The following is an 11,393-nucleotide window of genomic DNA, read 5'->3' as shown; positions in this document are numbered from 1 at the left end:
GGCCCTGGCTGGTCACGACCTGATGGTGTCCTCGCAGACGGGCAGCGGCAAGACCGCCGCCTTCATGCTGCCGGCGCTGCACCGTATCGCTCAGCAACCCGCCAACAAGGGCGTCGGCGTGCAAGTGCTGGTGCTGACCCCGACCCGCGAACTGGCCCTGCAGGTCACCGACGCCACCGCGACCTACGGCCGCAAGCTGGCCGACCTGCGCACCGCCACCGTGGTGGGCGGCATGCCCTACGGCGCGCAGCTCAAGGCGCTGTCGCGCCGCGTGGACGTGCTGGTGGCCACCCCCGGCCGCCTCATCGACCACCTGCAGGCGCGCCGCGTCAACCTTTCGACCGTTCACACCCTGGTGCTGGACGAAGCCGACCGCATGCTGGACATGGGCTTCATCGAAGACATTGAAACCATTGTCTCGCGCACGCCTGAAGACAGGCAAACCCTGCTGTTCTCGGCCACGCTGGACGGCTCCATCGCCCGCCTGGCCGGCAAGATGATGCGCGACCCCGAGCAAATCGAGGTTTCCGGCCACAAGCAGAAACACACCAATATCACGCAAAGCCTGCTGTACGCCGACGACAACGGCCACAAGCAGCGCTTGCTGGATCACCTGCTGCGCGACACCACGCTGGATCAGGCCATTGTCTTCACCGCCACCAAGCGCGGCGCCGACGACCTGGCCGACCGCCTTGCCGACCAGGGCTTCTCGGCCGCCGCCCTGCATGGCGACATGAATCAGCGCCAGCGCACACGCACCCTGGGCCTTTTGCAGAAACGCAAGCTGCGCATCCTGGTCGCAACCGACGTGGCCGCGCGCGGCATCGATGTGCAAGGCATCAGCCACGCCATCAATTACGACCTGCCCATGCAGCCCGAAGACTATACCCACCGCATCGGCCGCACCGGCCGCGCCGGCAACAGCGGCCTGGCCTTCACCTTGGCTGTGCATTCGGAACGCCACAAGATCCGCCGCATTGAGCACTTCATCGGCCAGCCCATCCCGACCAATGTCATCGAAGGCCTGGAACCCAAAAAGACCGTGCGCCCCACCTACACCGACCGCAAGGGCGGCAAGAACTTCGGCGGCAGTGCGGGCAGCAAAGGCTATGGCGGCGGCAAGTCCGGCTATGGACGCAAGCCCAACGGCGGCTTCGGCGACAAGCCGGCGTTCTCGGGCAAGCCCCGCTTTGGCGACAAGCCGGCCTACGAAGGCCGCCCCGCCAGCGGCGAACGCTTCCACGAAGACCGCCCGGCGCGCGGCGGCTTCGCCAGCTTCAGCGAAGGCCGCGAAGGTTTCGCGGGACGCAGCGAAGGGCGTGGTTTCGCCGGACGTGACGAAGGACGCGGCGGTTTTGCGGGGCGCCGTGAGCGCGGCGAGTTCGGCGGCCGCGACGACCGTGGCGGCTTTGCCGGCCGCAACGAAGAGCGCGGCGGCTACAAAGGCCGCGGCGAACGCAGCAGCTTCAGCGACCGGGCCGGCTTTGGCGATCGCGCCCCCCGCGGCGACAAGCCTTTTGGCGACCGCCCGGCCCGAGCCGACCGTCCCGCCTTCGGCGACAAGCCGGCGCGCAGCGCGCGCACCTCGTTCGGTGATCGTCCCGCGCCGCGCGGCGACTTCACCCGCAAGGCTCCCGCCAAGTTCGGCGACCGCCCCGCCCGCCCCAGCTTCGGCGGCAAGCCCGCCCCGCGCGGCTAAGCGTTACGGAGGCGATTCCAGCACGTCGCGTCATGGCGACGGCGGGTGGTTTCCCAATGCGACCCACCGCGACGACGATGTTGAAATCAAAGCAATGCCCCATAAGTTGAACGTCAGCTTATGGGGCATTTTTATTGCGTCATAAGGATGCCGCGATTTCAGCAAGCCTGGCAATGGTATTGATATTCCTTGCCGTGCCATTCTTTCCCGCGGGGATCTTGAGCTTCGAGCGCCCCATTCCCCCGCCATACGTCACATAGATTTCCCGCCTGCCCAATTGCACAAGCTCATCGGCTTTGCCCTTGATCTGGTCGAGGGTGTCGGCGGGTGGCGGTTTGTCCAGAAAGATGGCGACCGTTTGATTCGCGGGAGCATCGGGAAAAGGATTGCCAGCAAGAACCTCAGTCATCTCTTGCGCGGTGCGCACGATGACGTCCATCGGCTGGCCCGCATAGGCGTTTAATTGTTTCTCCAGCGCCGCCTTGACCCGCAACTCGGACAGACTGGCCGAGAAAACGACATTGCCGCTGGCAATATAGGTTTGCACCTTCCGGAATCCCTCGGCAACACACATCGCCCTTAACTCGGACATAGGCAGCTTGCCCGTTCCGCCAACGTTCACGGCGCGCAGCAATGCTATATACACGGGCATATGGCCTCCGCGAATGAGGTATAGGGAAGAGACTCGCAGAGGAAGACGCTTAGATCCGCCTCCGGAGGATTCGTGCCATGTTCGAAGAACATCTGGCTGACCCAGCCGCTATACTGGGCGAGCATCACAACAGTCTCTTTCGTCATCATGACAATAGTTTCCCCAAGTGAAAAGATGCATACCATTGCAGCAGATGGCTAGCTTTCCATACAGTAGCTTACCCCGCCATGCTGGCCGGAAATCAAACAACGCCAGCCAAGGAGCATCAAGATGACCGCCAAGAACACGATTTGTCTCTGGTACGAAGGCGCCGCCCTGGACGCCGCAAAATTCTATGCCGCTACATTCCCGGACAGTATGGTCGGAACGGTTCATCGCGCACCCGGCGATTATCCCGCAGGCCAGCGAGGCGATATCTTGATGGTAGAGTTCACTGTCATGGGCATCCCGTGCCTCGGCCTGAATGGGGGATCGGCATTCAAGCATAACGAATCATTCTCGTTTCAGGTTGCAACCAACGACCAAGCCGAAACAGATCGATTATGGAGCGCGATTGTCGACAATGACGGACAGGAAAGCGCATGCGGCTGGTGCAAGGACAAATGGGGGGTGTCGTGGCAGATCACCCCACGTGCCTTGATGGCTGCGGTCACCGATCCCGACCCAGCGGCGGCCCGACGCGCCTTCGAGGCCATGATGGAAATGAAAAAGATCGATATCGCCACGATCGAAGCGGCGCAGCGTGGTTAGTACCGCAATGCTCGAACGGTTCTCAAATGAAAATTAAACGATTGGTTCCCAATATCGAAACCCGGGACATCGGGTTGGCCAAGGCCTTTTACCAGGACGTGCTTGGGCTGGAGCTGCTGATGGATCACCAATGGATCCAGACCTTCGGCTCAAACGCGCAGGCAGCCGTCCAGATCAGTTTTGCATCGGAAGGGGGCTCGGGGACGCCGGTGCCCGATCTTTCGGTGGAGGTCGATGACCTGGATGAAGCGCTGGAACGCATGAAGGTGGCTGGAATTCCCATTGAATACGGCCCTGTAGACGAACCGTGGGGAGTACGCCGGTTTTACGTTCGCGACCCCTTCGGCCGCTTGATCAATATTCTCATGCATCGCTAGTGTCCTGTTTGGTTAGTTTGCTTACTTATATTTGGATGCATGGGCTTGTCAGGCAAGGCGCAAACCACAGAGATAGCCGTAGCTATCGCGAGGATTTGCCCCGCGCCGATTTGCCGCGGCTTTTGCGCGGCTTGGGTTCGACGCCTATGCGCGGATCGCGCGCCAGCACGAGCGCCGTCAGGGTTTCGGCAATCGTTTCGAAATCCGGATCGTCTTGCGGCACGTACAGCCACTTTCCCAGAACCGGGTGCGGCCGCAGGGCGGGTATTTCATCGACCAGCGCGGCATGGCGCTCGCGCGACGTGCACACCAGCAAACCGCTCCAGAGCTCGCCGCGATCGGCGGCAACCAGGCACAGCAAGCCATCGAGGTAAGCGGCATCGCAACCGAACATCCGCGTACGGATATAGCTGGGATCGTGCTCGAACGCGTCGAAGATCCAGACAAGCGAGTTCGAGCTGCGGCTAGCGTTACGGATCCCCGTGGTGATTTCGAAGTTGGATTTTGTTCTGGCCATGGCTTTCTCGTGTTTGCCCAATGATATCGAAAGCCTCTTGCCTAATGCTCTGCAACCCACGCTGGATATTTTCAGCCACCGCAAAAACCCGCTATTCCGACACCCACCTCACAGAATACATACATAATCCACTACCCACATCACTTTCTTCAGCATGCTCCGATGGCATGCCCATTGATGACAATAGGCACACAATGTCTTATACTTTCAACATGAAACCATTCCGCTGGAGTTCCGAGAAGGGAGATAAGCTTAAGGCAGAACGCGGCATTTCATTCGAGGCCATTGTCATAGCTATTGAATCAGGGCTGCTGCTCGATATTCTGACGCACCCGAATGCCGCGAATTACCCCAATCAGCATATTCTGGTCGTCAACCACGACAACTATGCTTGCCTGGTGCCGTACGTAGAAGAAGAGACCTATTTGTTCCTCAAGACCATAATCCCCAGCCGGAAAGCCACTCGAGACTATTTGAAGGGTGAACTGAATGCCTAAGACCGATCGTTACGAAGACGACATCCTGGCCGCCTACGACGCCGGTGAGCTCACGTCCATTGCCACCAAAAGCGAACTGGCCCGCATCCGCGCTGCCGCGCGGGCAACCGCCACCAAGGACAAACGGGTCAATATTCGCCTTTCGACAAGCGACTTGCACGATATCCAGGCCAGAGCACTCGAAGAGGGCATTCCGTACCAGACGCTGATTGCCAGTGTTCTGCACAAATACGTTACCGGCCGCCTGCGCGATAGCTGAAAGTAGCCCATTGAACGAGAGGTACAGCACTATGAATATAGTACGCGTGACTATTGACCCCGCATCTCCAGTGGCGTTGGGGCGCGTCGACACCGTTCGCGTAGATGCCACGACCGAAAAAGATATCGCTTTGCATAAGGCTAAAGATGAAATGCAAGCCATGCAAGATGCCGCAAAGTTCACACGGCGAGTGCGAAAACGCCTTGGATTCAGCCAGGCTGAATTTGCCGAACGCATCAATGTTTCATTGGACACCATCCGAAACTGGGAACAAGGTAAACGTTCACCAACGGGAGCAGCAAAGGCCCTGCTCAAGGTTCTAGACAAAGCTCCCGAAGCCGCATTGGCTGCGCTGGACTAAATTATTGTTTGGCACTGTCCCTCACGACTTCTTCGAGCAAAGTCGCGAGTTGACGGGTGGCGGGGCCGGCCTGGCCGGGGCAGGCGTAGGTCAAATATAACGGGGCGCGGCGTGATTGTCCTTGTTCCAGCGGCAAGGGCCACAGGCTGCCCTCTTCCAGACGCTTTTGCAGCAGATGCCTGGGCAGCCAGGCAAAGCCCAGCCCGGCGTCCACCATGGACAGCGAGGTTTCCATGCTGGTGACCGTCCAGCGCTGGGTGGATCCCAGCCAGCCGACGTCGCGAGGATGCGCCGTGCCGGAATCGCGGATCACGATCTGCATGTGGCGGCGCAAGTCTTCGGAAGTCAGCTCGCGGTTCAGCCTGTGCAGCGGGTGCGCGGGGCTCGCCACGGCCACGAACTCCACATCGAGCAGCAGATTGCTTAAATAGCCGGCGGGAACGTGGGTGCCGATGACGATGTCGGCGCTTTGATTGAACAGGGCCTCGTCGGCGCCCGACAGCACCACCTCGGTAAGCTGGATGCGGGTGCCCTCGGCCACTTGCATGAATTGCGCCAGGGCTTCCAGCAGCAGCGTAGTGGGAAACGCCACGTCCACCACCAGGCGCACCTCGGCCTCGCGGCCGCGGCCCAGGCTTTGCGCCAATTGCTCCAGGCGCTGCGCATCGTCCAGCATGTCGATGGCATTCTTCAGCAGCACCTTGCCGTTTTCGGTAAGCCGGGCCTTGCGGCCTTCGATGGCAAGCAGCTCGACCCCGGCCTGCTCCTGCAGTCGCGCCACGGCGTAGCTGACGGACGACTGGCTGCGGTGCAGCGCCTCGGCCGCCTGGGCGTAGCCGCCATATTCCACAATAGCTTGTAGTACGCGCCACTGCTCCAGCGTGGTTTTTGGGATTCGCATAAGAAAACAAAAGAAAAAACGACCGGATAGGAACACTCAGGATCAGGAACGCAGGCGGCGGGAACGGATTCCCCACAAGACGACACGCCGGAAAGCCAGGAACCAGGAACCAGGAACCAGGAACCAGGAAAAAATATCTAAAAATCAGATTATTTAAATCGAATAATAGCGCTTTTTTATCTGATTTATAAGAAATAGAATAACTACATCGAGATTCAACCACCTTCAACCGGAGATTCATATGCTCGCACTACGCAAAGCTGCCGATCGCGGCCATGCCCAGCATGGCTGGTTGAACAGCCACCACACGTTCTCATTCGCCGAATACTTCGACCCCAAGGAAATGGGCTGGAGCGCCTTGCGCGTCATCAACGACGACACGGTGCAGCCGGCCGAAGGCTTCGGCGCGCACGGCCATCGCGACATGGAGATCATCAGCTATGTGCTGGAAGGCGCGCTGGAGCACAAGGACTCTATGGGCTCGGGCTCGGTCATCCGGCCGGGCGACGTTCAGGTAATGAGCGCCGGCACGGGCGTGCGACATAGCGAATTCAATCATTCGCGCGACGAGCTGGTGCACTTTCTTCAGATATGGATCGTGCCGAAGTTCACCGGCGTGAAGCCCAACTACCAGGAAAAGTTCTTCGACGCCGACGGCAAACGCGGCAAGCTGAAGCTGATCGTGTCGCAGGACGGCCGCGACGGTTCACTGACCATCGTGCAGGACGCATCGGTCTATGCGGCGCTGCTGGATGGCGACGAACGCATCGACTACACGCTGCCGGCGGGACGCCATGCCTACGTGCACGTGGCGCGCGGCGAACTGACCCTTAACGGGCAATCGCTGTCGGCCGGCGACGGCGTGAAGATCAGCGAAGAAGCCGCCCTGGCGTTCGCCAACGGCCACGACGCGGAAATCCTGCTGTTCGACCTGCCCTGATGGGCGAACCGGCCGCCAACGACGCCGCCCGATCTTGCAAAACATCGGGCGGCGCCACGGCCCGCGCCCTTCCCGACGCGATCTCCTTGATACACGTCAACCGACCTTAGCTGCATCACTGTCCACGCCCACACTCTTACATTTACAGGAAACATCATGTCCAAAGTTCTCGTTTTGTACTATTCCACTTACGGCCACATCGAAACCATGGCCAATGCCGTGGCGGAAGGCGCCCGCTCGGTGGCCGGCACCGAAGTCGTGGTCAAGCGCGTGCCCGAGCTCGTACCCGAAGACATCGCCAAGGCCGGCCACTACAAGCTCGACCAGGCCGCCCCGGTGGCGACACCCGCCGAACTGGCCGACTACGACGCCATCATCTTCGGCACGCCGACCCGCTTCGGCAACATGGCTTCGCAAATGAAGAATTTCCTGGATCAAACCGGCGGCCTGTGGGCGACCGGCAAGCTGGTCGGCAAGGTCGGCAGCGTCTTCACCTCGACCGCCACCCAGCATGGCGGCCAGGAAAGCACGATTCTGTCGTTCCACACCGTGCTGCTGCACCACGGCATGGCGGTGGTCGGCCTGCCCTATTCCTTCCAGGGCCAGACCATCAACACCGAAATCACCGGCGGCAGCCCCTACGGCGCCAGCACCATCGCCAATGGCGACGGTTCGCGCCAGCCCTCCGCCAACGAACTGGACGGCGCGCGCTACCAGGGCCGCCACGTGGCCGAAATCACCGCCGCCCTGGTCAAGGGCCGCGCACTCAACGCGGCGTAACAGAGCAAAAGCGCCAAAGCGTCCCGCGGCGAACGCCGCTGCGCCGCAAACCCGCGCAGACACCGCCAACAACCGCCGCGGCAATGCGGCCCCAATCTTCGGCATTACACAATAATGCCTCCCCGAAGCGGTATCCGGACACAATCCGGATGCCGTTTTTTTTGGCAAAAGACGCCGCATTCGGCTTGCGCCTATACTCTACGGACAAAGCCGTGTCCTTTTTCATCGACATCGCGCCCCGCCATGCAACCGCGCCCCGCTTCCCGAACCTATGAAACAATTTGCGAGACAACTTGCGAACAAGCCGCTATTTCTGGCCGCCATCCTGTCCGTGCCGCTGTGGATCGTGTTCGGCAACTATCTGGTCGGTGCCATGGCGGCGCTGCTGGCCGCATTCTTCATCGCCATGTGCCACAGCCTTTACCTGCTGAACAAACGCGGCAAGAGCCATGCCGCCAACGACGCCGCCACTCAGGACGAAGGCCGGCGCTGATACACTACCCCCGGCACAACCAAGACCCCAGCCCATGTCTTCTTCCACCTCCGTTCCTGCCGGACTCCCGGCCCTGGATCCCGAATCGGCCGCCCACGCGCGGGCCGTCGAGCGCTATCTGGTCCAGCAAATCGAGCAAGCCCCGTGGGGGTTCATGCCCTTCGAGCAATGGATGGATCTGGCGCTTTACGCGCCCGGCCTGGGCTACTATGCGGCAGGCAGCGCCAAGTTCGGCGGCAATTCCCGCCACATCGCGGCCGCGCGAAAAGGCGGTGGCGATGAATCCTCCGCGGCAGCCGCCGCGCCTTTGAATGCCTCCGCAAACCATGCCGGGCCAACGCCTCGATTGCCCGCTGGCGACTTCACCACCGCGCCGGAACTCGGCCCCGTATTCGGCCAGGCCCTGGCGAGTCAGGTGGCGCAAATCCTCGAAACCAGCGGCTCGGTCAATGTGCTGGAATTCGGCGCCGGCTCGGGCGCCCTGGCCGCCTCCATCATTCCCGCCCTGCGCGGGCTGGGCATCGAGCCCGCCTACCAGATACTGGAAGTCTCGGCCGATTTGCGCGAACGCCAGCAGCGGCGCCTGGCCGGGTTCGGCCAGGCCGTAAGCTGGCTGGACAGCCTGCCGGAACATTTTTCGGGCTGCGTGCTGGCCAACGAAGTGCTGGACGCCATGCCGGCCACGCTGTTCCGCTGGGGCGATGCCGGCCAGGTGCTGGAGCTGGGCGTGACGCTCGGCCACAGCCACGCCGGCGAAGACGACATCAGCTTCCGTCATCGCCGCGCCGGCGGCGTGGAAGCCAGCCTGGGCCAGGCGCATCTGGAAAACAAAGATGCAGCCGGCAATAATGGCGCGCCGTTCCTGATGGCCGAGCGCCCGGCCTCGGCCGAGCTGGCCGAAGCCGTGGCCAAGCGCATGCCGCCCCTGCCCGAGTACCAGTCCGAAATCAACCTGCGGGCCGAAGCCTGGGTGCGGCAAATGGGCTCCTGGCTGGAAAAAGGCGCCGCGCTGCTGATCGACTACGGTTTCCCCCAGCGCGAGTACTACCACCCGCAGCGCGCTTCGGGCACGCTGATGTGCCATTTCCGCCATCATGCCCACCCTCAGCCCCTGGTCTACCCGGGGCTGCAGGACATCACCGCGCACGTCGACTTCACCGCCATGGCCGATGCCGCGCTGGAAGGCGGGCTGGATGTGCTGGGCTACACCTCGCAGGCGCGCTTTCTGCTGAACACCGGCCTGCCCAGCCTGCTGGCCGGCCTCGACCCGAACGACACCGTCCGCTACGGCCAGGCGGCTTCCGCCGTGCAAAAGCTGGTGTCGGAAGCGGAAATGGGCGAACTGTTCAAGGTTCTGGCCGTAGGAAAAGACATACCCGTTCCGCTGCTGGGCTTTATCAGCGGCGACCGCCGCAGCCGGCTTTGAACATGCCGTCATGGACGAGACGGCGCCAGGGCAACACGAATAGGGCCAACGATAAGCAGCATTCATGGAGACACAATGAACGAGCGTAAAGCCATCGACGGCAAGGCATTTGGGCTCATGGCCTTTCTGTGCATGATCTGGGGTTTCCAGCAAATCGCCATCAAGGCCGTCGCCTACGACATCGCCCCCGTCCTGCAGATTTCCCTCCGCTCTGGCATCGCCGCCGTCCTGGTCGCGCTGCTCATGGTCTGCCGCCGCGAACCGCTGGCGCTGAAAGACGGCACCTGGGCGCCAGGCCTGCTCATCGGCGCGCTGTTCGCGCTGGAATTCCTGTTCCTGGGCGAAGGCATGCGTTACACGACCGCCTCGCACATGGCGGTCTTTCTTTACACCGCGCCCTTCTTCGCCGCCATCGGCCTGCACTGGCGGCTGCCCGAGGAAAAACTCTCGGCCGCGCAATGGGTGGGCATAGGCATCGCCTTCGTCGGCATCATCGTGGCCTTCTTCGGGCCGGATGCGCATGCCGCCACCAAAGACGCCCCGAATATTCTTCTGGGCGATTTCCTGGGGCTGCTGGCCGGCGCCTCGTGGGGGTCCACCACCGTCGTCATCCGCTGCACGCGCCTGTCGAACACCTCGGTCACCAAGACCCTGCTGTACCAGCTTATCGCCGCTTTCATCCTGCTGCTGATCGCCGCCGTGGTGCTTGGGCAAACAGCCATCCACTCCACGCCCCTGGCCTGGGGCAGCGTGCTGTTCCAGGCGATCGTCGTCTCGTTCTTCACCTTCCTGGCCTGGTTCTGGCTGCTGCACAAATACCTGGCGTCGCGGCTGGGCGTCTTTTCCTTCATGACGCCGCTGTTCGGCATCGTCTTCGGCGTCTGGCTGCTGGACGAACCGCTGGATCCCAGTTTCCTGATCGGCGCGGGATGCGTGGCGATGGGCATCGTGCTGGTCAGCGGGCACGACTGGCTGCGCCGCATGGTGCGCGACGCCGCGAAAGCATAAGCCGTTATTTTGGGTTGAGCGCCGAGAATATCGGCCCCGAAACAGGCCCGGCCTCGGGCAGCGGCATGAACGCGATTTGCCGGGCCTCTTGCTTGGACAGGCCGACGCCATGCAGCACCACGTACATCATTTCTTCTACATGGTTCTCGATGCTGGGTTCGGTGAGTATGGTTTCGATGCCGAAGAAAATCGAACCAAGAATAATGTCCCGGACCACCACGGCATTGGGCACTGAAAACCGCCCGCTGGTCACGCCCGTTTGCACGTCGCGCGTCAGGTAGGTGTCGAGCAGCTTGCCCCGCACCGCATGCCGCGAACCAATGCGGGCCAGGAATGTGCCCCATAGCGGATAGCGGCACGCCATGCCAACGTAAAGCCGGGTGCCCGTGCATATCCGGGTGGCGGGGTCCTCGAATTTCAATACCTCGGCGTCCACCACGGCCAGCACTTCATCGCTCATGGCGCCGGTCAGCGCAGCCAGCAGTTCGCTGGTCGTACTGAAGTAATTGTAGAAAGTGCCCCGCGCAACCCCCGCGGCGGCGATGAAGTCCTCGATGACGGGCAGGTCGGGGCCTTTTTCCGCAAAAACCGCCAAGGCGCTTTTCATGAGCAGCGCGCGGGTTTTTTCCCGCCGCGCTTGGCCGACTCGTGTCCGGTGATCTTCTTGTTTCACGGCTAATTCATTTCAAAATGGCATAAACATGGATTGTACTGCGTCGAAATTCTGCAAAAC

General features: G+C 61.6%; 15 protein-coding genes. 11 read left to right on the top strand and 4 right to left on the bottom strand.

Annotation, left to right across the window (positions count from 1 at the left end; all coding sequences use genetic code 11):
* The coding region (locus VNT00_RS08985; RefSeq protein ID WP_325586610.1) for a DEAD/DEAH box helicase at positions 1-1,699 on the top strand (1,699 nt) is incomplete at its 5' end.
* 139 nt (positions 1,700-1,838) lie between these two features.
* On the opposite strand, the gene VNT00_RS08980 is transcribed toward VNT00_RS08985, so the two are convergent.
* A complete protein-coding gene (locus VNT00_RS08980) occupies positions 1,839-2,351 on the bottom strand; it encodes a DUF1697 domain-containing protein (protein ID WP_325586608.1) in 513 nt (170 codons plus the stop codon).
* 270 nt (positions 2,352-2,621) lie between these two features.
* Between VNT00_RS08980 and VNT00_RS08975 the strand changes: the two genes are divergently transcribed.
* Together VNT00_RS08975 and VNT00_RS08970 are read left to right on the top strand one after the other, a co-directional pair.
* Entirely contained in the window at positions 2,622-3,101 is a 480-nt protein-coding gene (locus VNT00_RS08975) for a VOC family protein (protein ID WP_325586606.1), read from the top strand.
* Positions 3,102-3,127: 26 nt separating this feature from the next.
* A complete protein-coding gene (locus tag VNT00_RS08970) occupies positions 3,128-3,478 on the top strand; it encodes a VOC family protein (RefSeq protein ID WP_325586604.1) in 351 nt (116 codons plus the stop codon).
* An 82-nt stretch (positions 3,479-3,560) separates the two neighbouring features.
* Here the strand turns inward: VNT00_RS08970 and VNT00_RS08965 are convergent, their stop codons facing one another.
* Positions 3,561-3,995 carry a hypothetical protein gene (locus VNT00_RS08965; RefSeq protein ID WP_325586602.1) on the bottom strand — a complete coding sequence of 145 codons (435 nt, stop codon included), beginning with the start codon at positions 3,993-3,995 and terminating at the stop codon, positions 3,561-3,563.
* Positions 3,996-4,189: 194 nt separating this feature from the next.
* Between VNT00_RS08965 and VNT00_RS08960 the strand changes: the two genes are divergently transcribed.
* The 3 genes from VNT00_RS08960 to VNT00_RS08950 are packed head-to-tail and all read left to right on the top strand — an operon-like array spanning position 4,190 to position 5,112.
* A complete protein-coding gene (locus tag VNT00_RS08960; RefSeq protein ID WP_325586600.1) occupies positions 4,190-4,492 on the top strand; it encodes a hypothetical protein in 303 nt (100 codons plus the stop codon).
* Positions 4,485-4,751, top strand: a complete 267-nt coding sequence (locus tag VNT00_RS08955; RefSeq protein WP_325586598.1) for a hypothetical protein — start codon at positions 4,485-4,487, stop codon at positions 4,749-4,751. Before VNT00_RS08960 ends, VNT00_RS08955 begins: the two co-directional genes overlap by 8 nt.
* Positions 4,752-4,782: 31 nt before the next feature.
* Positions 4,783-5,112 carry a helix-turn-helix domain-containing protein gene (locus VNT00_RS08950; RefSeq protein ID WP_325586596.1) on the top strand — a complete coding sequence of 110 codons (330 nt, stop codon included), beginning with the start codon at positions 4,783-4,785 and terminating at the stop codon, positions 5,110-5,112.
* A 1-nt stretch (position 5,113) separates the two neighbouring features.
* Here the strand turns inward: VNT00_RS08950 and VNT00_RS08945 are convergent, their stop codons facing one another.
* Positions 5,114-6,013, bottom strand: a complete 900-nt coding sequence (locus VNT00_RS08945) for a LysR family transcriptional regulator (RefSeq protein WP_325586594.1) — start codon at positions 6,011-6,013, stop codon at positions 5,114-5,116.
* Between the two features lie 241 nt (positions 6,014-6,254).
* Between VNT00_RS08945 and VNT00_RS08940 the strand changes: the two genes are divergently transcribed.
* From VNT00_RS08940 to VNT00_RS08920, 5 genes are all read left to right on the top strand, one after another.
* Positions 6,255-6,953, top strand: a complete 699-nt coding sequence (locus VNT00_RS08940) for a pirin family protein (protein WP_325586592.1) — start codon at positions 6,255-6,257, stop codon at positions 6,951-6,953.
* 156 nt (positions 6,954-7,109) lie between these two features.
* Positions 7,110-7,733 carry an NAD(P)H:quinone oxidoreductase gene (gene wrbA, locus VNT00_RS08935; RefSeq protein WP_325586590.1) on the top strand — a complete coding sequence of 208 codons (624 nt, stop codon included), beginning with the start codon at positions 7,110-7,112 and terminating at the stop codon, positions 7,731-7,733.
* Between the two features lie 271 nt (positions 7,734-8,004).
* Positions 8,005-8,226: a hypothetical protein gene (locus VNT00_RS08930; protein WP_325586588.1), complete on the top strand. Its 222-nt coding sequence runs from the start codon at positions 8,005-8,007 to the stop codon at positions 8,224-8,226.
* A 34-nt stretch (positions 8,227-8,260) separates the two neighbouring features.
* The gene (locus tag VNT00_RS08925) at positions 8,261-9,652 is read left to right on the top strand and encodes a class I SAM-dependent methyltransferase (protein WP_325586586.1); all 1,392 of its coding nucleotides are present in this window, start codon (positions 8,261-8,263) and stop codon (positions 9,650-9,652) included.
* A gap of 75 nt (positions 9,653-9,727) precedes the next feature.
* On the top strand, positions 9,728-10,660 hold the full coding sequence (locus VNT00_RS08920; protein WP_325586584.1) for a DMT family transporter: 933 nt from the start codon (positions 9,728-9,730) through the stop codon (positions 10,658-10,660).
* A gap of 4 nt (positions 10,661-10,664) precedes the next feature.
* Here the strand turns inward: VNT00_RS08920 and VNT00_RS08915 are convergent, their stop codons facing one another.
* Complete coding sequence (locus tag VNT00_RS08915; RefSeq protein ID WP_325586582.1) at positions 10,665-11,333, bottom strand: TetR/AcrR family transcriptional regulator; 669 nt, start codon at positions 11,331-11,333, stop codon at positions 10,665-10,667.
* Positions 11,334-11,393 lie beyond the last annotated feature (60 nt).

The sequence above is a fragment of the Eoetvoesiella sp. genome (assembly GCF_035555955.1).
Taxonomy (GTDB): Bacteria; Pseudomonadota; Gammaproteobacteria; order Burkholderiales; family Burkholderiaceae_B; genus Eoetvoesia.
Note: the sequence above shows the minus strand (reverse complement) of the source record. Positions and strands in the feature narration are given on the sequence as shown.

What these genes read in the sequence shown, in the direction of transcription:
- VNT00_RS08980 (WP_325586608.1), bottom strand. Translation starts at nt 2,351, where the DNA reads ATGCCCGTGTATATAGCATTGCTGCGCGCCGTGAACGTTGGCGGAACG.
- VNT00_RS08975 (WP_325586606.1), top strand. Translation starts at nt 2,622, where the DNA reads ATGACCGCCAAGAACACGATTTGTCTCTGGTACGAAGGCGCCGCCCTG.
- VNT00_RS08970 (WP_325586604.1), top strand. Translation starts at nt 3,128, where the DNA reads ATGAAAATTAAACGATTGGTTCCCAATATCGAAACCCGGGACATCGGG.
- VNT00_RS08965 (WP_325586602.1), bottom strand. Translation starts at nt 3,995, where the DNA reads ATGGCCAGAACAAAATCCAACTTCGAAATCACCACGGGGATCCGTAAC.
- VNT00_RS08960 (WP_325586600.1), top strand. Translation starts at nt 4,190, where the DNA reads ATGTCTTATACTTTCAACATGAAACCATTCCGCTGGAGTTCCGAGAAG.
- VNT00_RS08955 (WP_325586598.1), top strand. Translation starts at nt 4,485, where the DNA reads ATGCCTAAGACCGATCGTTACGAAGACGACATCCTGGCCGCCTACGAC.
- VNT00_RS08950 (WP_325586596.1), top strand. Translation starts at nt 4,783, where the DNA reads ATGAATATAGTACGCGTGACTATTGACCCCGCATCTCCAGTGGCGTTG.
- VNT00_RS08945 (WP_325586594.1), bottom strand. Translation starts at nt 6,013, where the DNA reads ATGCGAATCCCAAAAACCACGCTGGAGCAGTGGCGCGTACTACAAGCT.
- VNT00_RS08940 (WP_325586592.1), top strand. Translation starts at nt 6,255, where the DNA reads ATGCTCGCACTACGCAAAGCTGCCGATCGCGGCCATGCCCAGCATGGC.
- wrbA (WP_325586590.1), top strand. Translation starts at nt 7,110, where the DNA reads ATGTCCAAAGTTCTCGTTTTGTACTATTCCACTTACGGCCACATCGAA.
- VNT00_RS08930 (WP_325586588.1), top strand. Translation starts at nt 8,005, where the DNA reads ATGAAACAATTTGCGAGACAACTTGCGAACAAGCCGCTATTTCTGGCC.
- VNT00_RS08925 (WP_325586586.1), top strand. Translation starts at nt 8,261, where the DNA reads ATGTCTTCTTCCACCTCCGTTCCTGCCGGACTCCCGGCCCTGGATCCC.
- VNT00_RS08920 (WP_325586584.1), top strand. Translation starts at nt 9,728, where the DNA reads ATGAACGAGCGTAAAGCCATCGACGGCAAGGCATTTGGGCTCATGGCC.